A 22634-nucleotide genomic window follows, 5' to 3' on the forward strand; every position below is an offset into this window, starting at 1 on the left:
GAAGGATAATGAAGGATTTTAGCTACAACCGGGGGCTGGTGCTGGTCATCATCGTGGGATTGATAGCAGCGCTGACCATCGGTTTTGCCCGTCATGGGGTGGAACAGAACAACCGTCAGGTGGATATGGCCATCGACTATGAAGGTTTGCTGGAGCTGGCCGAGCGCGAAGGCCTGCCGGCAGATGAGGTGCTCGCCAAGGCTAAGGAGGCCGGCATTACCTCGCTGGCGGTATATGACACGACCTTCAAGAAACTCAATGCCAACGGCAAGGCTACTGCCATTGCCGGCAGTGAAATCCTGGCTAACTATCATAGCGGTTCCCTGGCTGATCCTCTGTGGCGGCAGCTGGTGGCTGAAGGCAAGATCTTAGGCAATGAGGTCTATATCGTCGGCCATGATGCCCGTACCTGGAAAGAGCTCAAGGAGGATGTGCCCCGACGCCTGGGTAAGGACCGGGTGCAGATCCTGCAGGTAGGCGCGGAAGAAGTGATGGCCGTGAAGGCACATTACGAATCCTTCCTCAAGATGAATATCGGCATGCCTACGGATGAGATGGAAGCGGTCAACAAGGCCGGCTTCTATGTGCTGGCACGTCCGAGCAATTATGAAGACTGTCAGAAAGATGATGTGGAGGCCGTATTTGCTCGCCTCCATGACTATAAGATCTCCGAAGTAGTATTTTCGGGCTCACAGAGCTTAGGTGCGAACAAGGCACTGCAGGCTACCATCGACGAGATGAAGAAGCGGGATATGACGCTGGGCCTTATCGAAGGCGTGACGCAGTTGCAGTTCTACAAGCAGGATGGCATGGAAGAGATTGCCAAGGGCATTGGCTATGACAAGATTGCCCGTGTCTATTCCATCCCGAAGGATGAACAGCCCAAGCTGAAGATCGCTACGGCGGTGGAGCGCTGGTCCAATACGGATGAGGAACGCAATATCCGCGTGGACCTGCTGCGTATCTACGATAAACCATCGCCTAATATGAGCCTGATGGAAACCAATATGAAGTATTTCCAGGATACTCATGATATCCTGACAGCGCATGGCTATACCATCGGCCCGGCTGCTACCTTTGCGGATTTCTATCCCAGCAAGGTCCTGCGGGCACTAGTTATGGCTGGTGTGGCGGCCGCAGCTGTGCTCTATCTGAGCCTCGTGATTCCGGCGCTGAATGTTTCTGTGAAGAAACAATGGCTGCTCTTTGCCGTCTTTGCACTGTGTGCGGCGGTACCGGTGCTGCTGGGCAATGGCAGCAAGATCCGTGTGTTGGCAGCACTGGCCAGCGCCAACCTGTTCCCGGCGATTGCTGTGATCTTCCAGCTCGATCGCATCCGTTACCTGCGTGATAAGATGACGCTGGGCTTTGGCAAGATGCTCGTCACGGGCGTATTGGCCCTGTTTGTCACGGGGGCGTTGTCCTATGTGGGTGCAGCTTATCTGTCCGCTTCTTTGGCTGATACGGAATATTTGCTGGAATTCCAGATTTTCCGGGGCATCAAGCTGACCTTCGTACTGCCGCTGATCCTGGTAGGCATTGCCTTCCTGCAGCGTTTCGATGTATTCGATGGCCGCATGGATGATACCGAAGGCGTCATGAACCAGATGAAGAAGATCCTGGATATGCCGGTGAAGATCAAGACGCTCTTCTTGATGTTCCTTGTCCTGATTGCCGGTGTGGTCTTTGTGGCTCGCAGCGGCCATACCTCCGGGATGCCGGTATCGGCAACGGAACTGAAGTTCCGCGCCTTCCTGGAGCAGGCATTCTATGCCCGTCCCCGCACCAAGGAGCTCATGATTGGTCATCCGGCCTTCATGCTGGCAGTCATGGCCTTCTGGCGCAAGTGGCCGACGATGATCTTCTTCGGTCTGGTGCTGATTGCCACCATTGGCCAGGGTTCTATGGTAGAGACTTTCGCCCATATGCGTACGCCGGTCTATATGTCCTTTATGCGGGGCATTGGCGGTATCGTTCTGGGTGCAGGTATTGGTGCCGTGGCCATGATGCTGGTACAGCTGTGGCAGACGGTTATTTCACGAGCAAAGGAGCGTAAGGCAGCGTAATGAGCAGAATCGTCGTATCGGGATACTACGGCTCGAAAAATGCCGGGGATGAGGCCATGCTGGCCGCCATGTTGGAAGTCCTCGGTGATCTCGATCCCAAACTACATATTACGGTGATTTCTGCCGATCCGGAGGATACGCGCAAGCGCCATGGGGTAGATGCCATTTCCTGGCTGGGGTTCCCGGCCATCATCAGGGAACTGCGGCAGGCTGACCTGCTTATCAGCGGCGGTGGCAGCCTCCTGCAGAATGTCACCAGCCGCCGCAGCCTCTATTACTACATGGTCATTATCATGCTGGCGCATCTGCTGGGGACAAGAGTGATGCTCTATGCGCAGGGAATTGGCCCCATCATCGGCCGCCTGGCTCAATATGCTATGCGCTACCTGGGCAATCATGTGGACCTGATTACCGTACGGGATGAAGGTTCATTAAAGGAACTGGCTCGTTTAGGCATCAACAAGACCATCATCGAATGTACGGCCGATCCGGTGTTGGCTATCCATCCCGTGGGGAAGGAAGCTGGCCGGGCAATCTTCAAGGCCTACCATGCGGATGGTGCCAAACCCGTGTTGGGCATCTCGGTACGGGAATGGCAGGGCTGGCGCCACTATAAGGAAGTGCTGGCAGAGGTTTCCGATATGGTGGTGCGGGAGCTGGGGGCCAGAGTGGTATTCATCCCTATGCAGTTCCCCGATGATGTCAAGGCGGCGCAGGCAATCGCGGCGATGACCAAGGAAGAGTGTACGGTCCTCAAAGACGAGTATACGACCAGCGAGTTCCTGTCCCTCGTGGGCAATATGGATCTGGTGTTGGGCATCCGCCTGCATGCACTGATTTTTGCCGGGGTGATGGGAGTACCCATGCTGGGCATCTCCTACGATCCCAAGATCGATCGTTTCCTGGCCTCCATCGGAGAGGAGCCTGTGGGCAACCTTCGGGATGTCACGGCAGAGGAACTGATGAAGGAAATCCGTCGCAAGTGGAACGACAAGCAGACCTTCCGCCAGCGGAATGGTGAATTGCTGACCACCCTGCGGGATATGGCCGCTCATAATGCAGAACTGGCCGTAAATCTGGCACATAAGTAATTTCTTCATCGTGTTATTAAAAGAAAACTACACGTAAGTTTGTGTGGTTCGTTATATTCAGGTTAATAACCGCCTTCCTAAGAAAAGGAAGGCGGTTTTCGTTTATAATGTAAAAAAATACAAAGAAATGCCGTTTTTTAGTGAAAATTTATAGTGCAAAAGTCCTAAGTACATGATATTGTAAGGTAGTGTTTTGGGAGACACGAAAAGATGTAAATGAGAACCGAGCGGCCGTCGGGATACGGCCAACGTAGAAAGGCAAGTGAGGAAATGAGATTGAAGGACATTCGTATTGGAGCTAAGATTTTGGTGCTGGTGATTATCGGTATTATCGGCATGGGGGTACTGAGTTTTTCCGGGTATAGCGCCATGAGCAAGGCCGGGGATGACCTTGACAATATGTACCACCGGAAATTGAAGGCAACGCGTTTGCTGGGAAGTGAAATCAACTACACCCGCAAGGTACAGTTGGGGGTTACGAAACATATCATCGATCCCCAGGATGAGCAGGTTACAGCCTATGTAAAAGAGGCTTTGGACAGCTATGAAAAGACCTGGCCGCAGTATAAGGAACTGGCTGTTCAGGCTGATAATGTTGCCCCTCATATTCCTGAAGTGGAGAAACAGTGGACTGAATTCCGCCAGGGACTTATGGAAGTAAAGCGGCTTACGGACGCAGGCAAGAAGCAGGAAGCATGGGAACTTTACAAGAAGATGGAAGCGGGCATCACCAAGGATTTAGTGGCCAGCCTGCATAAACTGGAGAAACTGGCCAATGACAATGCTGATGCCCTCAATGAGGAAGTATCGGCCAACAATACCCATGAAATGTACATGATGATCGTGACCACGATCCTGTGCTTTGCCGCTCTGTTGGGCGTGGCCTTCTTCATTATCCGTGACATCATGATCACTTTGGACAATATGGTGGCAGAGTGCAATCAGATGAAGGATGGTGACTTCCGTCTCAATGAAAACTATGAACCGCGTGGCGACGAGTTGGGGCAGATGGAAGCTGCCATGCAGGAAATGCGCCGGGAGCTCAACGTGCTGATGCGTACGGTCAGTGAATCTGCAGAGCGGATGGCGGCTTCGTCAGAGGAACTTTCTGCCAGCGCCGGACAGGCAGCGCAGGCCGCAGGTCAGGTGGCCCAGTCGGCGACGGAAGTCGTGGATTCCGTGGAACATCAGCAGCAAGCTGTGATGGAAAGCAACGAGTCGGTGCAGAACGCAGAAGCTTCTGTAGAGGAAATCCGTCAGAAATCCGCCAAGGTGGAGGAAAATTCTGCTGCGGTTGCCCAGCGTGCCGAAGACGGCAATGCGTCCATTGATGCTTCTGTCCGTCAGATCAAGGACGTGGAAGAGACAGTGACCGCTTCTGCGGTGATGGTAGATCGTTTGGGCGAGCGTTCCAAGCAGATTGGAGAAATCGTGGATACCATGACGGGCATTGCTGAGCAGACCAACCTGCTCGCCCTGAATGCGTCCATTGAGGCTGCCCGTGCTGGTGACCATGGCCGCGGCTTCAAGGTCGTGGCTGAAGAAGTGGGTAAGCTGGCGCAGGAATCCAAGGAATCCGCGGAGAAGATTGCCAGTCTGGTCAAGGAAATCCAGGATGATACGGAAAATGCCGTGAATTCCATGCGTTCCGGCAAGACTGCAGTGATCGAGGGTGCACAGAGCGTGGAATCCCTGCGGACTATGTTCGAGGAAATCAATCAGCTGGTAGTGGGGGTATCCGGAGAGATCAGCCATGTTACGGACGCAATCCATTCTGTCGCGGATGCGACCAGCGAGATTGCCGGCGAAATGAATGATATCAACGGTTACAGCGGCAAGGTGGCCAGTGAGATGCAGGCCGTGTCTGCTGCAACCGAGGAGCAGTCTGCATCGGCCGAAGAAATCGCTGCGGCCAGCGAGGCACTGGCAACTCTGGCACAGAGCCAGCAGGAGGCTTTGTCCCACTTCCGTTTTTAAGTGGCAGCAAAAAAGTATACAATAAACATCGACTGCTAATATTAGGACTAAATACCTTGATGAGGTAATATAGGATAGAGATATCCGCGGGAATGACCGTCAATCAAAAAATGATTGGCGGTTTTTCTTTAATTTATACGAAAATAATAATCAATTAGCCGATTGTGAATAAACTTTCCTAGTGCAAAAGTCCTAAATTCATGCTATGTTTAAATTGTATTTTTGATAAAGTACAGAGAAGACGTAAGTGGAATCGAGTGGCCACAGGGAATGGCTGCGCAGAAAGGCAAGTGAGGAAATGAGACTGAAAGACATTCGTATTGGGTACAAAATCCTGGTGCTGGTAGTTATCGGCATCGTTGGTATGGCAATCCTGAGTTTTTCCGGTTATAGTGCTATGAGTCAGGCCGGGGATGACCTGGACAATATGTACAGCCGCAAGTTGAAGGCAACCCGCATGCTGGGAGATGAAATCAATTATATGCGCATGATACAGGTGCGTATTGTCAAGCATATCCTCGATCCGAAGGATGCCAAAATCAATGCCTCGATCGATGAAGCTATGAACAGCTATGAGAAGACCTGGCCGGATTATAAAGCATTGGGGATGCGGGCGGAAAAAGCAGCTGCAGAGATCCCAAACACGGAGAAGAAATGGGCCGAATACAAGAGCGGGATTGAACAGGCCCGGAAATTGGCCGATGCAGGCAAGACGCAGGAAGCCTGGAGCTATTACAAAGGCGTGGAAGCCGGTGTAACCCAGGATCTTCTGCACAGCCTTGTGGCACTGCAGAAGGTAGCGGACGACAATGCCGATGCCCTCAATGAAGAGATTGCACAGCGCAATCAGAGTGAGATGTTCCTGATGATCATCACGACGGTCGTATGCTTCGTGGTGCTGATGGCGATTGCGGGCTTCATCATCCGGGATATCATGACGTCTCTGGACAAGATGGTCGCAGAATGCCGCCGCATGAAAGATGGGGACTTCAGACTTAATAATGACTATGAGCCGCGTGGCGATGAGCTGGGACATATGAGCGAGGCCATGCAGGCGATGCGCAAATCTCTCAACAAGCTCATGCGTCAGGTCAGCGAATCCTCCGAGCAGCTGGCAGCTTCCTCTGAGGAACTCACGGCCAGTGCTGGTCAGGCTGCACAGGCCGCAACTCAGGTGGCCCAGTCCGCTACGGAAGTGGTGGAATCCGTGGAACATCAGCAGCAGGCTGTGATGGGAAGCAATGAGTCGGTTCAGAGTGCTGAAGCCTCGATTGAGGAAATCCGTCAGAAATCTGCCCAGGTAGAGGAGAATTCCTCCATGGTGGCCAAGCGGGCCGATGAGGGCAATATGTCCATCGATGCTTCCGTCCGTCAGATCAAGGATGTGGAAGTGACGGTAACATCTTCGGCGATGATGGTGGATCGTCTGGGTGAGCGCTCCAAACAGATCGGGGAAATCGTGGATGCCATGACGGGAATCGCCGAGCAGACCAACCTGCTGGCGCTGAATGCCTCCATTGAGGCCGCCCGTGCTGGCGAACATGGCCGCGGGTTCAAGGTCGTGGCCGAGGAAGTTGGCAAGCTGGCGCAGGAATCCAAGGAATCCGCTGAAAAGATTGCCGGCCTTGTCAAAGAAATCCAGAACGATACGGAAAATGCCGTGATTGCCATGCGTTCCGGCAAGGCTGCCGTTATCGAAGGTGCCCATAGTGTAGAAGCACTGCGCACCATGTTCGAGGAAATCAACCAGCTGGTGGCGGGCGTATCCGGCGAGATCAGCCATGTGACGGAAGCCATCAATGCTACGGCAGATGCGACCAATGAGATTGCCGCTGAGATGAGCAATATCAACAGCTACAGTGGCAAGGTGGCCAGCGAGATGCAGGCCGTATCCGCTGCGACGGAAGAACAGTCTGCCTCCGCCGAGGAGATCGCTTCGGCCAGTGATGCCCTGGCCACACTGGCTCAGAGTCAGCAGGCGGCCCTGTCCCACTTCAGATTCTAAATGCAGTTAAAAAGCTGTTGCATGAGTGATTTCTCACTCATGCAACAGCTTTTTTTATTGTTTGCTCTCCCATTTACATGTCAGAACGTCCAGGTCGCGCCAAGCTGCACGTTGCCGCCACGCTGTTTTCCGGCCCAGCCCGTCACGCCGAGGTCGAGCTTCAGCGGGCCTTCGCCCGGCTTTACCTGCCACCCCAGTTCGAGGAGTCCGCTGCTGCCTTTGAGGCTCGGACTAGGAACTCCGTTGCCGCTGAAGGTCGCACGGGCATCGCCGTTGAACTCGTACTGATAGGCAAGGCCCCCGTAAAAGCTATTCCGCTCGTTGACCTTGTGGGTGAGCCTTGCTCCGATGCGGATGCGATGGCTGTCCACCGCGTCGAAGTGCCCGCGCTCGTCGGCCATGCCCGCGATGTGGATGGTAGTGTCGTCTCCAGTCTGATGGCTGTAGAAATATTTGAAGTAGCCGTCGAGGGTGTTGCCTTTGCCAAGGTCGAAGGCTTTGCCTACACCGAGATGCGCCGCGAAATAGTTGGACGAACTGTCGTAGTTCACCCTGCCGATACTGTCGAGGTCTCCCTTGTAGTCCGAGGTTACGCGGCCGCCGCGAAGGCTGCCTTCATAATAGAAGCCGTCATGATTGACCTGCCGTGCCATGACGCCGACGCCGAAGTAGTGTGCCTTGCCGTCTCCCCGGGTGCCGTCGTTGAGGTGGCTGTCATAGTTGCCGCCTCCGTATTCAACGACAGGGCCGAAGAGCAGCTTGCCCTGCGAGTTGGGAAGTTCGCGGGCGAAGCCAACATTCAGCCCGAAACCTTTTGTATCGACATAGGAGCCACTTTCTGCCCGCATAGATGACCCGCCAAACGCGGCAAAGGGGGTGAAGCCGCCAGCGTTCTGCGCACCTGGCGCGCCGTTTTTCGCGTTCTCCGCCGCTTTGAGGGCGACGGCGTTCGCCGCTTGCGTGAAGCCCTGCGAAGCGAGCATATCGGCACCCGCGTTCACAAAGGTCGTAGTCGCCGCGCGCGTCTCGACGAGGGACTTTGCGCGATCGCCGTTCTGTTCTTCTTCCTTGTCTGTAATTGTGGCAATGATCGTGTTCGCGTCCTTCTGGGAAACTTCCAGTTTATAGGACTGGTCCGTCGTCAGTGTCTTTGCCGTCGGTTTCGTCTGAATGGTTACCGTCTCGTCCGTGATCTGCTTCAGGGTTGTTGTCCCGTCTGTGGTCAGGCCGCTGGGGTTCGTAATCAGGTTCACGGTGTCGCCTTTGTTGAAATTCGCGCCCGCCTGCACCGCCGCGCCAATGGTTACGCCCGTCAGGTCGGTGGCCACGCCGTTCTCATACTCATCTTTCTCGTTGACCGTCAGCATCGTCTTGCCCGCCGCGCCGTCCGGCAGGAAGAAGTTCATGTTCTGGAACCCCGTAACGCCGCAGTCTCCGACCGTCACGCCTATCGCACTGATGTTCAGCGCATTGCCCGTTCCCGCCGTCGCATTCGAGCCGCCCACGATTTGCTTAACGGTAATGGCTTTCAGGATATTGACTGTATTGTTGTTAGTAGTGCCCGGTGTTTGATAGCCCCAACCACTCGCCGCATAGCCGCCCAAAATGCACGTATCACTGCCAAGCGTCGCGTCCTTTTCGATGGTGACGGTGTTGCCGCTGGCTTCGGTGTCGACAACCGACGTAATTCTGCCGGCGGAGCCGCCGTAGATGCGCTTGACGTTGACAGTGCCGCCGTCGATGGTGACGGTGTTACCGCTGGCTTCGTTGCCGTTAGCCCCCAATATACTGCTAGCGCAGCCGCCGAAGATGACGCTGGCGGTCGACGGCCCGTTGACAGTGCCGCCGTGGATGGTTACAACATTTCCGTTTGCTTTTTTTCCACTGCCTGCCGTAGAGCCGCCACGTATATCGCTAGCATTTATCTCGCCACCACTGATAGTTACGGTATTATTTTCAGCATCTCCGTAAAGGGCACCATTCCCGCCATATATAATACCACCATATCCGCCAGGATTTATCGTTCCGCCGGTGATGTTCACATGATTACCTAAGGCACTGCCTGAGGCACTGTCTAATGTGAGTTTGTCTACCAATCCACCTTCAATACTAGATATTGTGATTGTTCCAGATGCAACATTGACTGTGTTCCCTTCAACATTGCCCGATTCATTCACTCCTCCACAAATGCCATTAACGAAAATAGTTGTCCCATTGATATTGACCGTTTTCCCGCTAACACATGTGCCCGGATTGCGATTGTAGCCACCATAAAAACGTATATTATTTGCACTGATAGCGCCTGTAATATTCAAGACGTCGGCAGTGGGAGCGTAAAACCAATTCGTAGGATTACCAGGAGGTGTTATAGATAATATCTGTTGCATGGCCCCGTCCGGTATGGAAGTGACAGTATACGCCCCCGAAGAACCTCCTACACCCGTAACCGTAACCTCCTCCGCCGACGCTACAGACGGCGGGCTAAACAGTCCTCCTCCCGCGCATATCAGTGCCGTAGTGACGAGCTTTGCCAACTGTTTTTGATGCTTCTTGCCCAACTTTGTCATACTTTCTGCCTCCCTTGGCTCTAGCCGTTTATAGTAGATTTTTGATGATACCTGATACTATGTCACCTTGACCTTGAACCGGAACGATTCCCGATATTCCTTCGGGATCAGCTCCGACAGGATCTTTTCGCAAAGGCCGCAGCGCTCGCACTCCCTGCACTCGCAGGTCAAGAGCTTGTCCGGTACTTTGTTGATGGTTATTTTTCGCAGGATTTCCCCAGGCAGCATGTACGAAGCGAACATTAACGTACCGGAGATCATCAGCTCCGCCAGCGGCAGGCTGTCATCCTCCGCAAGATACGCGTCGATGGTCTTGAACGGGTAATCGCCCGCAGCGTTTCGTCCCGCGATTTTGTAAATGTCCACAACGTCGTCGTAGTGCTTCTGCCAGCGAGGCAAGATCCAATTGGCGCGGAACAGGTCCGCGATGCCGTTTTGACAGCAGCTCAGGAGCACCGGACGCCGCCCCATGGCAATCGACAAATTATGATTGAAGGAATTCGGGCATCCCATCAGGCAAGCCTCGTTTACCAGGCATTTCAGCTTGAAGCCCGCGTCGTGCATCTCTTTCAGCCTCGTCGGCGTGCGCAGGATTTCCCGCGGCGGGTTGAACACAGCGACGCCGCATTTCTTCTGCCAGATTTCCATTTGCCGCAGGTTCCACTGGTAGGCGTTGCACGAGGTGTGTATCTCCGCCTCCGGCAAGAGCGCGTGCAAGAGCGCCGCCACCCGATAGTCGGAAAGGATAAATCCTTCGATCTGAAGCTCGTTTGCCGCCCGCGCCAGTGTGACGACGAAATTCTTAACTTCGTCGTCGGTGGCGAAGGGATAACACATGGCGTTGACGGGACAGATACGGCGCACCTTGCCCTTGGAAAGCCGCAGGAACTCGAAGCAGTTTTTCAGGTAAAGAGCGCGCATCGCGTCCACATTGGCAGGATTTTCTCCCGACGATTTTCTATCATCAAAGGCGAATCTCACGTGAGAGATCATCTCTTTGAACGGCAGCTCGCAATAGACGTGGTCGATGTGTTTTTTGCGTTTCTCCACCTCCTGCAGGAACCATTCGGGATCAACGCCGTTATATGGAACGGAGTAGATTCGACAGTCCGGGTTCATGACAACGTCCCCCTTTTCCATTTTATATACTCCGCTATTCAATGACGACAGGAAAATTTCCTTTTGCCCTTTCGTACAGTTTTGCCGTGTAAGCAGGGGAGAAGGGGAAAATCGACCTGTACCCGCGTACAGTATTGCAATTATATCTGCTGATCATTGCTTTCTTATTGCCGATACAGAATTTTTTGCTTATAATATTTATGTGCGATTGTTATCCTTAACAAGAAATTATTTTCATTTTATTTTTTCATTCGAATTGCCAATTTGTTGATTGATAATTTGAATATAAAAGGATTTGATGAACATGACTCCTACATCTTTATCGCCGATATTGCGTTCCATTATCTTACAAAAAGCTGTCGGCGCAGATAGATGCACCGTTTCCTTGTTCGTGGCCAATGCGTTGTACTTTTTCTGGGCCACCACGGTGTACATGGCACTTCATTTTGCCGGCATCGACTGGCCACAAAATTTTTTCTCGTCCATTATCCCCGGTACGGAAATGTTACCGGATCTTTGCATGATGTTGGCGGTTTTCTCCGGCACCTTGTGCTACGGGCTCAGGCCTCCATACTGGCAGCGGTATCTGCTTCCGGTGTTGGCGACGATCATGCTTTCCGTAATGGCGTTCCCATTCGTGGCAGCTGGCTCTCGCCTGTTGCTGCTTGCCTTCTTTATGGCACTTTCAGGGGGCGTGTTTGCGCTGATTTTCCATCTGATTTCCCTGCACGTGGCGCCGGACGTGACCGGTCGCTTCTTCGGTTTTTCGACCGCCTTTTCTCTGCTGTTGCAGTCTGGTTTCCATGCTGCTTTTGACGCTTCGTTGATCGGCTTTCTGACTGCCTCGGTGTTGTGCATGGGCGGTCTGGCAATGCTATTGCCCCAATGCCTGAAACAACCTGCCTCAAGGGAAACGCCGGCGGCTGAACAACCTGCGGAACAAACGCCTCCCCGTGTCGATATATCCGATTTCCGCTGGTCCGTACCCATGACGCTTTTGATTGTCGTCCTGCTGTCCCTGCTCCATGGCATTGGGGACCTGTATATGGACGCTTATCACAATTTTAATGATTTGTTTGGACTCTCTCGTCTGTCCTATGGCGCAGGTTCCATCGCCGCCGGTTATTTTGCCGACCGCAACCGGCTGTATTTGCCCTTGGCCGCACTGTTTGCCAAAGCACAGGACATTTTGGATATCTGGATCGGACAAGAACAGGTTTTATATTACCCACTCCATTATTTTGGCGATTTCATGAATGGCTTCTTTACCCTGTTCATCATTCTAGCCTTTGTAGACCTTGCCGCCCACAAGCCATCGCTGAAACCCTGGGCCGTAATCGGTCGTTCCACGCAGATGTTTACCGTCAGCGTAGCCACTGTTTTCGGCGCTTTTATACTGGATGCGGACAAACTATTCTTTACTTTGTTGTATATATTAGCCATTGCCGGGTGTCTGGTCATTGTTCTCTACAGCGGTGCCCTGCGTTTTAACCTTGGTTCCGCCGCAGCGGAGGTGACACTCCCGTTACCTGCCCCGGATTACTGCACCCGCTACGGACTGACCCAGCGAGAGACCGAGGTGCTGGATTGCATTCTTTCTGGCCAAAACATTGCCGAAATCAGCGAAGCGCTTTTCATCAGCCAGCGAACGGTCAAGTTTCACATTACCGGCCTGCTGCGCAAAACTGGCACCACTTCGCAAAAGGAATTGCTCCTGCTGCTGTACGAAAAGCAGGGAAAGTAAATTACAAAGGGAATAACAGACTAAAGGGGCTATCGCATGAATGTTTTTGTCTTCATGCGATAGCCCCTTTTGCTTTGCGTAGCAGGATTATGGCTTTGGGAGGCGAAGTAATATAATTTAGAAGAAAAATACAGGGGGCTTTATCATGGGAACGATCATGTTAGTGGGGGCAGGAATCTTTATCGGCTGGCTGCTGTTTCGCCCGCAGGGTAATCCAAAGTATTCGCAGCCGGAGCAGGCAAGAACTGCTAAAGGGCTGACAGCAGATACACAGATGAGGGCGGAAAAGAATCCTGCGCAGGGAATACAAGCGGGAGGCCGTTATCCTTCTGAGCGCCCGCAGGCCAGACCGGAAAGCCATACCCTGCGCAATGTGGCTGGCGGCATGGTGGCCGGGGCAGTGCTCGGTCATCTGCTCACGAATGAGCATCGGGCAGAAGCTCATCAGACCACAAATAACTACAATACCTACAATGATTATTATGACTATGATGAACTGAATCGCGAGGACTATGACGAGGATGAAGACTATGCCCGCGATTATGATTATGACAGTGATGACGATGACAGCGATGATTACGATAGCTATGACAGTTATGATGATGACTGCGACGGCGGCTATGACAGTGATTATGACAGCTCGGACTGGGGTGGAGATTCCTACGACGATGGCGGTGATTGGTAGATATAGGGCGTGGTTTCTAAATAGATCTCGAAGGTCCTGGGCCAGGGGTAACTGAGTTCCATGGTCAGATCATCGACAAAGATGGTGAAAGCCCCCTGTTCTGTATGCAGCTGTACCGGCTTTTTCAAGGACTGGCTCTGCTTATAGGCGGCCAGATGTTTCTGCATGCTGGCTTGCAGCATGGCATTGGCCCAGCGCCAGTTATGCTCGAGGTCCAGGTCTGCGGTATTGCGGTAGCCGGCTTTTTTGAGCGTGTGATTGACCGTATCGATGTCTTCCTTGAGATAGAAGTAATCCTCTAGGATCCGGTTCTGCAAGAAACGGATATTGCTGGCGACGATGCCCAAAGCCTCTTTTTGGCTCGGGGCATTTTTTTGTGCGCTCAGATAGAGACTGGCTGAGGCGGCTGCCGTGCCGATGGCGTTGCTGGCCGTATTCCAGCCGGCATAGGCCGTCAGGGAGTTTATGGGGAAATCGTTTTCGAGCAGCAGCGGCAGGATGGTTTCCTGCGCCGTGAAGTGTTTGGAAAGGTCCACGAGGGCCAGTTTCCTGGACTGGTCGAGATAATCTCGGAGCTCCTGCACGTTCTGGCTGCGAAGGCTTACGGTGTCTTTTTCATAGTCGTTGGTGGAGAGATAGAGGATAAGATCTGCTTCGTCAGCAGAGACTGCTTCCTGACCACCGAGCAGGGCAATCTTCTCGCGAGCCGTAGCGGCCATGTCGATTGCCATATAGGGCATGATGGTTTCGCGTGTCGTTGGATGATTATAGGCGATATAGACCTGCGGCCGATAGCCGGTTCTTTCGTTCTGATAGGCAGCCAGCATGGTCAGGGCAATCTCATCGGCGCCGTGAGTGATGACCGCCTTTTCTTCGGGCAGTCCTTCCTGCTGCATAAAAGCCCAAAGGTGTGATTTTTCGATATTGGGGATGCTGTATTCCTCACCGTCGTCCTGCCCCAAGACCAATCTCGTCAGGACGCCTTCTTTGACTAGCGCGATAAGCTTGCGGTTCAGGGCTTCGTTTTCGGCGAAGTGCTGCAGATATTTCTGCATGTTCTCCGGGCTGATGGCCGCTTCGAGCCGCGCAAGCTCCGTTTCGTCAACCGCAAGGCCGGCGGCCTGCCGCCCCTTGAGACGGGAATAGGCCAGCAGGTCTTTTTTCTCCTGATAGCCGTCGATGGTATCCTGCGGCGTTTGCCGGGGCAGGATGCTGAAGGCCAGCAGCGGCTTATCCGGATTTTGGGCATGGAGCTGCCGCAGGAAGGCGATGAGTTCATCCTGCTGGGCAGGTGTGGCTTCTTTTTCGCGGGCGGCCAGCAGGCCTCCGTAGAGCAGCTGGTCGATGGAGATAATGGCCGCTTCCTGCTCAGGTAAATTTTCCTGCAGCCACTGGCGCATACCGGCGGTATCTCCGGGGGCCGAGTAATAGTCCTGTAGTTCTGATGGCGGTGTATGGATGGCATACCCCGCGATGGTGCCGGCGTCAATCACGAACTGGCGGCAGGGAGGGCGGCCATCCAGCGGCACGAGCAGGAGGTTTTGGGACGGCGCGTTGGGCTGGATATTGATGCCGGCAGGCGCAGCCGGATGCAGAAAGGTATGCCAGCACGCAAAGGCGAGGCAGAGCATGAGTCCCAGCAATATATATATTCGCTTCACGATGCAAACCTCAATGCAGGCAGAAAAACAACAGCGGGAAGATTACCAGCAGGAATGCCGCGGTGGTGATGACGAAGGAGGAAACGCAAAGGTCCACATTGAGCTTGTAGAGCTTGCAGGCCAGCACGGCATTGATGGCCGTGGGGCAGAAGGTCAGGACCATCAGCGTGCCGCGCAGCAGGGAATCGCTGACGAAAAAATAGGTGACGGCATTGAAGATCAGCGGCGTGATGACAAAACGCAGGATGGTCAAGGTCTGGATATTCCCGGCATAGCGGCGCACCTGCCGGAAGTCGATCAGGAAGCCCACGGGCAGCATGGCAATCCAGGCGCCGATATGCACAAGGCTCTGGAAGATCTCGCCGAGTTCAGGCGGGCGCTGGACGCCGCCCGCGTTGAGGATCAGGCCGGCAGCCATGCCCAGCAGGCTCAGCTGGTTGATGGAGAAGAACATTTCCCGGAAATTATGGCCGGGACTGGATTTGCGCAGGGAGGCCGTATGCTTGAGGTAAAAATACTGAGCCATGGGGAAGACCACGATGCAGAGCAGGATGTTCTGTGTCGTGCCAATCAGCTGGGCATAGGCATAGCCCTGCTCATTGTAGAGGATGAAGGCACAGACGCCGCCCAGGGTTCCGAGATTGGCCAGCATGGCGCTCGCGATGAAGGCCCCGCGGTCCAGGAGGTTTTCCATGTGGCTGGCAAAGAACAGCCAGCCGATAGCTCCGGGCAGGAGCACCAGGGCAGCGCCAAATAATGGCACAAGCAGCAAGTTCCAGGATAGGGGAAGCACCCAGAAGCTCAAAAGCGACAGGGTGGTGTAGACGCAGATGACATTGAAGCGGATGACCTTGTTGATGATGTTATCGGACACCCAGTGCCGGTGGTGCATGAAATAGCCCACCACCAAAGGGCAGATCAGGTCAGTCAGCACATAGAGGATACGCAGGGAAGCACCGTCCAAAATTTTCACTCCTTCATGTAAATAGGAAATATTATACTTATCCTAACATTTTTCCCGGATGGTGTAAACAAAACATTGCCTGAGGCTTAGTGGTAGTGTTATAATAGCCCAAGATACGAGAAAGGAGATTGTAATGGAACATTTTTCAACGATTTTTTTGGATTTCATCGCTTCCTGGGGATATGTAGCAGTGGCCATCCTGATGGCAGCGGAGAACGCCTGCATTCCCATTCCCAGTGAGCTGATTCTGGGCTTTGCCGGTTATCTGATCTTCGCCGACCAGATGACGTTCACGGGGGCGCTTATCGCCGGTATGGTGGGCGGCATGGCCGGCTCCATCTTTGCTTATGCGGTAGGCCATTATGGCGGCCGCACCTTCGTGGATAAATATGGGCATTATTTCTTCGTCAAGAAATCCCATGTGGATATCGCCCAGAACTGGTTTGATAAATATGGCCTCAAGGCCGTGTTCTTCAGCCGCATGCTGCCGGTGGTGCGCACCTTTATTTCCCTGCCCGCAGGCTTTGCCCATGTGGATATGAAGAAATTCCTGTCGCTGACCTTCCTGGGTTCGCTGCCTTGGACGGCACTGATCCTCTTTGCCGGCATGGTGCTGGGCAAGAGCTGGGAAGTCATGCTGGCCATCGGTCATCAGGCCAGCCTCATCTTCGTGGCTATCTGTGCCGTGGTGATTGCCGTAATGTACCTGCGCTATCGCAAGCGCAAGCAGCAGAAACAAGTGCTGGAATAAAAAATCGCTGGCTTTTGCAGCCAGCGATTTTTTATTCTTGTTTTATGAGAAAACGCAAAAAAGGAGCCGCGATGCGACTCCTTGAAGTTTCATATGGCAGGGGTAGCTGGACTCGAACCAACGCATGCGGGATTCAGAGACCCGTGCCTTACCAACTTGGCGATACCCCTGTGTGACGTCTGTCAACAGAAATATATTATACGGATGTCTGGCCTGTTTGTCAACACTTTTTTGCAAAAAAATTTACAGCTTTATATTTGAGCCTGTCTGCGGCGCAAAAGCTGGGCCAGCAGGTTCCATTCCCGCTGGTTGAAGGCGGTATGGATGGACAAGGTCAGATGCCCCGCGGTCACGATCTTTACCGGCAGGTTGGTGATCAGGATATCATAATGGCTGCAGGTTCCCTGCGGTGTTACGAATTGCAGATGGAAATCGTCTCCGAAGCGGGAGAGGATTTCCTTTTTTATTTTCTCCTCGTAGATGGGACCGTAGTCGGTGAGCAGGGCCAGCCGGATCAGGGGCTCGCCGGCAGCCAGGTCGAAATACTGGCTGCAGAGCAGGATGTAGTGGGGGAGCAGGTAACGCTCATCGGCAAAACAGCGTCCGCAGGAGTGCGGAGCAAGCGAGGCAAAGAGCTTGTCCATGCGCTGGGCAAAGGCCGGGAAGTTCTGGCGATAGCTCTTGAGGAAGGGATAGCGTTCCAATAGGTCCGAACTGCCGCTGAGCAGGGCCCCGTGAAAATGCAGGCGATGGAGTTTCAGGCGGAAGCTCGGCGAGCCCATGCCCATCCACTGGGGAAAATAACGGGCAAAGACCGCCAGAAAGTGGTCGGTAGCCGTCAGCGGCAGGCAGTCAAAGCCGCGCACGTCGCGGGCGGCGGCAAAGAGTCGCTGCTGCACGTTCATGCCGAAGGGAAAGGCGTGCAGCAGATAAAAGATGAACTGGCATTCAGCAGGACTGGCCGGCAGATGCAGGCGCTGGAAGAAGCGCTGGATGGCAGGCAGGGCCGTATGGTAGGCCTCGTTGTCCAGTCCGAGTTCCGCGGGCAGCGGCGTGGTCAGACAGTGGCGCAGGCTCAGCCGATGGGCGATGACTGCCAGCCAGTAGGAGAAATGCTTGCGGTCGCTGATGGACATGGGGGCATCCAAAGCGCCTGAGATATCATCAATCGCATTCATCACGAGCTGGCGGGAGATGGAAGGAAAGGGCCAGGCATAGCCGCGGTAGATCTGCAGGTAGAAGTTGTTGTAGAAATAGCGGATCTGCATTTCCCCACCGTCAAGGCGCATATCGGCGGCGTCCAGTGTCAGGGAAAAAGCCGCGAGCGTTTCCCGCATGGGCGAAAGCGCCCGGTAAAGGGAGGCGGAACTGATGAAATGGGCCAGGCAGAATGCCGTCGTGGTATCTGTGGTTTCGAGAAACAGGCTATGGAAGAAATCATAGGTCAGGGACTGGCGGGCCAGACTGGTATAGACGCTGTGGATGCTGAGCCAGGGAGCACGCTGCAGGCGGATGCCCAATGCGGTGCTACGCTCGATGGCCAGTTCTTCAGCGGGATAGTGCTTGAGCTGCCCGGTGAGGTTCTGTAGGTATTTGTAGATGGTACGCTCGGATAACCCCAGTTTGTCAGCCAGTTCCTGACAGGAGAAATAGCGCTCGTCAGAATCCAGCAGGCTCAGCAGGGCATATTCTTTTTGGAAGTTCTTGTCCAGGATTGGGAGCATGGGAGTCCTTCTTTCTTATCGGGGAGTGATTTCCATTTGCAATATTTGCCGTATATTGTGGCAAGTATTGATGAAAATATGATGGCTTGCTGTGTTAAGCTTATATGCGTGCAAGCGGGAACAGAAAAAGTTACTCCCTATTGTAATGGAAATATATGAATTTGAAAAGAGAGGTTTTGGAAAATGAAATTTTCTCTGCCCTATGACAAAGGTGTGATGACGGCTGAAGTAGAGGACAAGAATGTCCTGGCTGTGCTGGAATCCAAGGCTGCCAGCTACAAGGCAGACAAGGGACAGCAGGAACTCGTGGAAGCGTCCCTGGACAATCCCATCGGTTCCCCGCACCTTGAGGAACTGGTGAAAGGCAAGAAGAACATCACGATCATCAGTTCAGACCATACGCGGCCGGTGCCGTCCCATATCACGATGCCGATACTGTTGCGCCGCATCCGTTCCGTGGAACCGGATGCCAACATCAGCATCCTGATCGCCACGGGATTCCATCGTCCCTCCACCCATGAGGAACTGGTGAACAAGTACGGTGAGGAAATCGTCAAGAATGAGAACATCGTGATGCATGTATCCACGGATGATTCCTCCATGGTCAAGATTGGTACCCTGCCCAGTGGCGGTGCCTGCATCGTGAACCGCACGGCAGTGGAAGCGGATCTTTTGATTGCCGAAGGCTTTATCGAGTCCCATTTCTTTGCAGGTTTCTCGGGCGGCCGCAAGGCTGTGCTGCCAGGCGTGGCTTCCTATAAGACCATCATGGCCAACCACTGCGGTGAGTTCATCAATGACCACCATGCCCGCACAGGCAACCTGCTGGACAACCCAATCCATCGGGATATGGTCTATGCGGCCCGCACGGCTGGCCTCAAGTTCATCCTCAACGTCGTGCTCAATGAGGACAAGGAAATCATCGGCTCCTTTGCCGGCGAGCTGGAACGCGCGCATGAAAAGGGCTGTGAGTTCGTGGCAGATCTTGCGCATGTGCAGAAGGTGCAGGCCGATATCACGGTTTCCACCAATGGCGGCTATCCCCTCGACCAGAACATCTATCAGGCCGTCAAGGGCATGACGGCTGCGGAAGCAGCCAACAAGGAAGGCGGCACTATCATCATGGTAGCAGGTTGTGCAGACGGTCATGGCGGCGAAGGTTTCTACCATAATCTGGCCGATGCCAAAACGCCGCAGGAATTCTTGGACAAGGCCATCGCTACGCCGAGACTGGAGACCATTCCCGACCAGTGGACTTCTCAGATTCTCGCGCGTATCCTGGCTCATCACCGGGTGATCATGGTGTCAGATCTGGTGCAGCCAAACCTCATCACGGACATGCATATGGAACTGGCCAAGAGCTTTGATGAAGCGCTGGCCAAGGCTTACGCGTATGAAGGCAAAGATGCCAAGGTGGCCGTTATCCCCGACGGTCTGGCCGTAATCGTAGGTTAAGAACAGATATAAGGAAAGATGGGAGTTTAGTATTTCATGGAACATCAAATGTTAGCAGAATTCATGGGCACGGCCCTGATGATTATCTTCGGTATCGGCGTGCACTGTGATGATACGCTGGTCAATACCAAATACAATGGCACGGGCCATATTTTTGCCATCACGACATGGTCTTTCGGTATCACCGTTTCCCTGTATCTCTTCGGTGATGTCTGCATCAACCCTGCTATGGTTGTAGCACAGGCCGTGCTGGGCAATATCCCCTGGAGTATGGTGGTGCCAATCTCCCTCGTGGAACTGGCTGGCGGCTTCTTCGGTGCCGTGATCATGTGGTTCTGTTACGCCGATCACTTCAAGGCTTCTGTGGGCAAGATCGATCCGGTACGTATTCGCAATATCTTCTCCACGACGCCGGGCATCCGCAACCTGCCCCGTAATTTCTTCTGCGAGTTCTTCGCAACTTTCGTGTTCATCGCCGGTATCCTGGGTATCCTGAATGCCTGCAAGGGCCCGGAAGCGGTGCTGGCTCCGATTGCCATCGGCCTGCTGGTCTGGGCTGTCGGCATGGGCATGGGCGGTACGACTGGGTTTGCCATGAACCTGGCCCGCGATATGGGCCCTCGCATTGCTCATGCGGTGCTGCCCATTGAGAACAAGGCCGACAACGACTGGCAGTACGGTATCCTCGTACCGGGCATCGCCCCGTTCGTGGGCGGTGCGGCAGCGGCCATCTTCATGCGGGCGTTCTTCAATATCTGATTTCGCTTGTTTGCCATTTACTTCGCCAAAGGATATTTTCTTCCTTTGGCGAAGTTTGTTATAATGTAAGGAAATGAGAAAATGAGGTGGACGGATGAAACGTGAAGATATAGTCAGCATCCTGCAGGCTTATAAAGCGGGAAGTTTGCCTGAGGGCGAGGCACTGGACAAGCTGGCAGAAATGCCCTTTGAGGAGATGCGCTTTGCTGAGATTGACCACCATCGGGAATTGCGGCAGGGCATGCCCGAAGTCATCTATGCCGCAGGCAAGACGCCGGAACAGGTGCGGGATATATTTGCCTCGCTCTATGCACATAGCGAGGGTAATCTGCTGGCCACCAGAGCCACGCGGGAGCATTATGAAAAGGTGCTCGAAAAGGTGCCGGAGGCACAGTTCGATGAAATGGCGAGAGCCGTTTATCTGGACCGGGACAAGCGTATCATGCGGGATGAAACGCATAATATCCTGATCATGACCGCCGGCACCAGTGATGTGCCTGTGGCCGAGGAGGCAAGGCTTACCGCCTATCTCTTTGGCAACAGCGTACATACCTGCTATGACTGCGGTGTGGCGGGCATCCATCGGCTCTTTGCCCATCTGCCGGAAATCAAGGCGGCCAATGTGATCATCGTGATTGCCGGCATGGAAGGTGCGCTGGCCAGCGTGGTGGGCGGCTTGACCAATAAACCGGTCATTGCCGTGCCGACCAGCGTGGGCTATGGGGCATCCTTTCAGGGCGTGGCGGCACTCTTGTCCATGCTCAACAGCTGCGCCATGGGTGTATCCGTGGTCAATATCGACAATGGCTTTGGTGCAGGTGCGCTGGCCAGCAAGATCAACAAACTGAGGTGACGTATGAAAGCGATATATTTGGATTGTTTTGCCGGCATCAGCGGCAATATGTTTTTGGGCGCGATGCTGCAGGCCGGTGTACCATTGGGGTATCTCGAAAAGGAACTGCAGAAGCTGCCCATGGCGGATGAATTCCGGCTGGAGGTCAGTGAAGCCAATCAGAAGGGCATTCATGCCCTGTACGTGGATGTGAAGCTGACGGCCGCAGAGCATCACGGCCATCATCACCATGTACATCGCACGCTGAAGGATATCCGGGAGCTTTTGGAGCATGCAGCTCTTTCCATGGCGGTGAAGCAGCAGGCTTTGGCCATCTTTATGGAAATTGCCCAAGCGGAAGCCAAGGTCCATGGCAAGCCTGTGGATGAGGTGGCCTTCCATGAGGTCGGTGCTGTGGACTCCATCGTGGATATCGTGGGCGCGGCCATCTGCCTCGACTATCTGGAAATCGAAAAGGTCTTTGTCTCCAAGCTCGTTACGGGCAGCGGCTTTGTGCAGTGTGCGCATGGACTGATGCCGGTACCGGCTCCTGCGGTGGCAGAACTTTTGCTGGGCTGGCAGACGGAGCCGGGCATGGAGAAGAAGGAGCTGGTCACGCCCACAGGTGCCGGGATTGTCAAGGCTTTGGGCACATACAGCGAAGGCCTGCCCAAGGGCTTTACGGCTGCCGGCATCGGCTACGGCGCTGGCAGTCATGAGCTGAGTATGCCCAATGTATTGCGGCTCTATCTGGGTGAGTACAATGGCGTCACGGAAAGCAGGCTGGTCATCCTGGAAGCCAATATCGACGATATGAATCCGCAGATCTATGGCTATCTCTATGAACGGCTCCTGAATGCCGGCGCTTTGGATGTCTGGACTACCCCCATCTTCATGAAGAAGAATCGGCCGGCGCAGATGTTGTCCGTGCTGATGGAGGAAGAGAAAAAGCAGGTTTGTGCCGGCATCATCTTTGCCGAGACCACGAGCATTGGCTTGCGCGTCATGCCGGTGGGGGAACGCTTGGAGGCTGCTCGTCATTTGGCAAAGGTGGAGACGAAATACGGTCTGGTGAATTGCAAGGTCAGTGCTTGGGAAGGCAGCCTTTGCAGCGTGTCGCCGGAATACGAGGATTGCCGTAAGTTGGCAGAGGAACAGCGTATTCCGCTGAAAATCGTCCAGCAGGAGGCAATCCGGGCGTTCAATGACATCATTGGCTGAATTTCGTATTGCA

At 53.9% G+C, this 22634-nt stretch carries 16 protein-coding genes and 1 tRNA gene; 11 read left to right on the forward strand and 6 right to left on the reverse strand.

The window, feature by feature from the left end; all coding sequences use genetic code 11:
• The first annotated feature begins 8 nt into the window (after positions 1-8).
• The 4 genes from BLQ59_RS05070 (at position 9) to BLQ59_RS05085 (ending at position 7139) form a co-directional block, all read left to right on the forward strand.
• The gene (locus BLQ59_RS05070; RefSeq protein WP_074571835.1) at positions 9-2066 is read left to right on the forward strand and encodes a DUF5693 family protein; all 2058 of its coding nucleotides are present in this window, start codon (positions 9-11) and stop codon (positions 2064-2066) included.
• On the forward strand, positions 2066-3157 hold the full coding sequence (csaB, locus tag BLQ59_RS05075) for a polysaccharide pyruvyl transferase CsaB (RefSeq protein ID WP_074571836.1): 1092 nt from the start codon (positions 2066-2068) through the stop codon (positions 3155-3157). Before BLQ59_RS05070 ends, csaB begins: the two co-directional genes overlap by 1 nt.
• Positions 3158-3427: 270 nt before the next feature.
• Positions 3428-5134: a methyl-accepting chemotaxis protein gene (locus tag BLQ59_RS05080; RefSeq protein WP_074571837.1), complete on the forward strand. Its 1707-nt coding sequence runs from the start codon at positions 3428-3430 to the stop codon at positions 5132-5134.
• A gap of 298 nt (positions 5135-5432) precedes the next feature.
• A complete protein-coding gene (locus tag BLQ59_RS05085) occupies positions 5433-7139 on the forward strand; it encodes a methyl-accepting chemotaxis protein (protein ID WP_074571838.1) in 1707 nt (568 codons plus the stop codon).
• 80 nt (positions 7140-7219) lie between these two features.
• On the opposite strand, the gene BLQ59_RS05090 is transcribed toward BLQ59_RS05085, so the two are convergent.
• Both BLQ59_RS05090 and BLQ59_RS05095 read right to left on the reverse strand, forming a co-directional pair.
• Positions 7220-9706: an autotransporter outer membrane beta-barrel domain-containing protein gene (locus BLQ59_RS05090; protein WP_143005290.1), complete on the reverse strand. Its 2487-nt coding sequence runs from the start codon at positions 9704-9706 to the stop codon at positions 7220-7222.
• A gap of 57 nt (positions 9707-9763) precedes the next feature.
• Positions 9764-10846, reverse strand: a complete 1083-nt coding sequence (locus BLQ59_RS05095) for a U32 family peptidase (protein WP_081342465.1) — start codon at positions 10844-10846, stop codon at positions 9764-9766.
• A 277-nt stretch (positions 10847-11123) separates the two neighbouring features.
• On the opposite strand from BLQ59_RS05095, the gene BLQ59_RS05105 reads away from it, so the two are divergent.
• A complete protein-coding gene (locus BLQ59_RS05105) occupies positions 11124-12569 on the forward strand; it encodes a helix-turn-helix transcriptional regulator (RefSeq protein WP_081342466.1) in 1446 nt (481 codons plus the stop codon).
• A 145-nt stretch (positions 12570-12714) separates the two neighbouring features.
• Entirely contained in the window at positions 12715-13254 is a 540-nt protein-coding gene (locus tag BLQ59_RS05110; protein ID WP_074571843.1) for a hypothetical protein, read from the forward strand.
• On the opposite strand, the gene BLQ59_RS05115 is transcribed toward BLQ59_RS05110, so the two are convergent.
• Together BLQ59_RS05115 and BLQ59_RS05120 are read right to left on the reverse strand one after the other, a co-directional pair.
• Entirely contained in the window at positions 13230-14915 is a 1686-nt protein-coding gene (locus BLQ59_RS05115; RefSeq protein WP_081342467.1) for a DUF4127 family protein, read from the reverse strand. The two genes, BLQ59_RS05110 and BLQ59_RS05115, sit on opposite strands and share 25 nt — an antisense overlap.
• A gap of 10 nt (positions 14916-14925) precedes the next feature.
• A complete protein-coding gene (locus BLQ59_RS05120) occupies positions 14926-15879 on the reverse strand; it encodes an AEC family transporter (RefSeq protein WP_074571845.1) in 954 nt (317 codons plus the stop codon).
• A gap of 133 nt (positions 15880-16012) precedes the next feature.
• Between BLQ59_RS05120 and BLQ59_RS05125 the strand changes: the two genes are divergently transcribed.
• Positions 16013-16630: a DedA family protein gene (locus BLQ59_RS05125; protein WP_074571846.1), complete on the forward strand. Its 618-nt coding sequence runs from the start codon at positions 16013-16015 to the stop codon at positions 16628-16630.
• 94 nt (positions 16631-16724) lie between these two features.
• Here BLQ59_RS05125 and BLQ59_RS05130 read toward each other — a convergent pair.
• A tRNA-Gln gene (locus tag BLQ59_RS05130) sits at positions 16725-16800 on the reverse strand.
• Positions 16801-16881: 81 nt separating this feature from the next.
• The gene (locus BLQ59_RS05135; protein ID WP_074571847.1) at positions 16882-18354 is read right to left on the reverse strand and encodes an AcpB/EbpR/MafR family transcriptional regulator; all 1473 of its coding nucleotides are present in this window, start codon (positions 18352-18354) and stop codon (positions 16882-16884) included.
• A gap of 183 nt (positions 18355-18537) precedes the next feature.
• Here BLQ59_RS05135 and larA point away from each other — a divergent pair, with 183 nt between their 5' ends.
• From larA to larC, 4 genes are all read left to right on the forward strand, one after another.
• Complete coding sequence (larA, locus tag BLQ59_RS05140; protein ID WP_074571848.1) at positions 18538-19809, forward strand: nickel-dependent lactate racemase; 1272 nt, start codon at positions 18538-18540, stop codon at positions 19807-19809.
• Between the two features lie 36 nt (positions 19810-19845).
• On the forward strand, positions 19846-20568 hold the full coding sequence (larD, locus tag BLQ59_RS05145) for a D/L-lactic acid transporter LarD (RefSeq protein WP_074571849.1): 723 nt from the start codon (positions 19846-19848) through the stop codon (positions 20566-20568).
• Between the two features lie 94 nt (positions 20569-20662).
• Positions 20663-21421, forward strand: a complete 759-nt coding sequence (gene larB / locus BLQ59_RS05150; RefSeq protein ID WP_074571850.1) for a nickel pincer cofactor biosynthesis protein LarB — start codon at positions 20663-20665, stop codon at positions 21419-21421.
• 3 nt (positions 21422-21424) lie between these two features.
• The gene (gene larC / locus BLQ59_RS05155) at positions 21425-22621 is read left to right on the forward strand and encodes a nickel pincer cofactor biosynthesis protein LarC (protein ID WP_074571851.1); all 1197 of its coding nucleotides are present in this window, start codon (positions 21425-21427) and stop codon (positions 22619-22621) included.
• Positions 22622-22634: the final 13 nt, after the last annotated feature.

It is taken from the genome of Pseudoselenomonas ruminantium (assembly GCF_900104055.1).
Taxonomy (GTDB): Bacteria; Bacillota; Negativicutes; order Selenomonadales; family Selenomonadaceae; genus Selenomonas_A; species Selenomonas_A ruminantium_C.

What these genes read in the sequence shown, in the direction of transcription:
- BLQ59_RS05070 (WP_074571835.1), top strand. Translation starts at nt 9, where the DNA reads ATGAAGGATTTTAGCTACAACCGGGGGCTGGTGCTGGTCATCATCGTG.
- csaB (WP_074571836.1), top strand. Translation starts at nt 2,066, where the DNA reads ATGAGCAGAATCGTCGTATCGGGATACTACGGCTCGAAAAATGCCGGG.
- BLQ59_RS05080 (WP_074571837.1), top strand. Translation starts at nt 3,428, where the DNA reads ATGAGATTGAAGGACATTCGTATTGGAGCTAAGATTTTGGTGCTGGTG.
- BLQ59_RS05085 (WP_074571838.1), top strand. Translation starts at nt 5,433, where the DNA reads ATGAGACTGAAAGACATTCGTATTGGGTACAAAATCCTGGTGCTGGTA.
- BLQ59_RS05090 (WP_143005290.1), bottom strand. Translation starts at nt 9,706, where the DNA reads ATGACAAAGTTGGGCAAGAAGCATCAAAAACAGTTGGCAAAGCTCGTC.
- BLQ59_RS05095 (WP_081342465.1), bottom strand. Translation starts at nt 10,846, where the DNA reads ATGGAAAAGGGGGACGTTGTCATGAACCCGGACTGTCGAATCTACTCC.
- BLQ59_RS05105 (WP_081342466.1), top strand. Translation starts at nt 11,124, where the DNA reads ATGAACATGACTCCTACATCTTTATCGCCGATATTGCGTTCCATTATC.
- BLQ59_RS05110 (WP_074571843.1), top strand. Translation starts at nt 12,715, where the DNA reads ATGGGAACGATCATGTTAGTGGGGGCAGGAATCTTTATCGGCTGGCTG.
- BLQ59_RS05125 (WP_074571846.1), top strand. Translation starts at nt 16,013, where the DNA reads ATGGAACATTTTTCAACGATTTTTTTGGATTTCATCGCTTCCTGGGGA.
- BLQ59_RS05135 (WP_074571847.1), bottom strand. Translation starts at nt 18,354, where the DNA reads ATGCTCCCAATCCTGGACAAGAACTTCCAAAAAGAATATGCCCTGCTG.
- larA (WP_074571848.1), top strand. Translation starts at nt 18,538, where the DNA reads ATGAAATTTTCTCTGCCCTATGACAAAGGTGTGATGACGGCTGAAGTA.
- larD (WP_074571849.1), top strand. Translation starts at nt 19,846, where the DNA reads ATGGAACATCAAATGTTAGCAGAATTCATGGGCACGGCCCTGATGATT.
- larB (WP_074571850.1), top strand. Translation starts at nt 20,663, where the DNA reads ATGAAACGTGAAGATATAGTCAGCATCCTGCAGGCTTATAAAGCGGGA.
- larC (WP_074571851.1), top strand. Translation starts at nt 21,425, where the DNA reads ATGAAAGCGATATATTTGGATTGTTTTGCCGGCATCAGCGGCAATATG.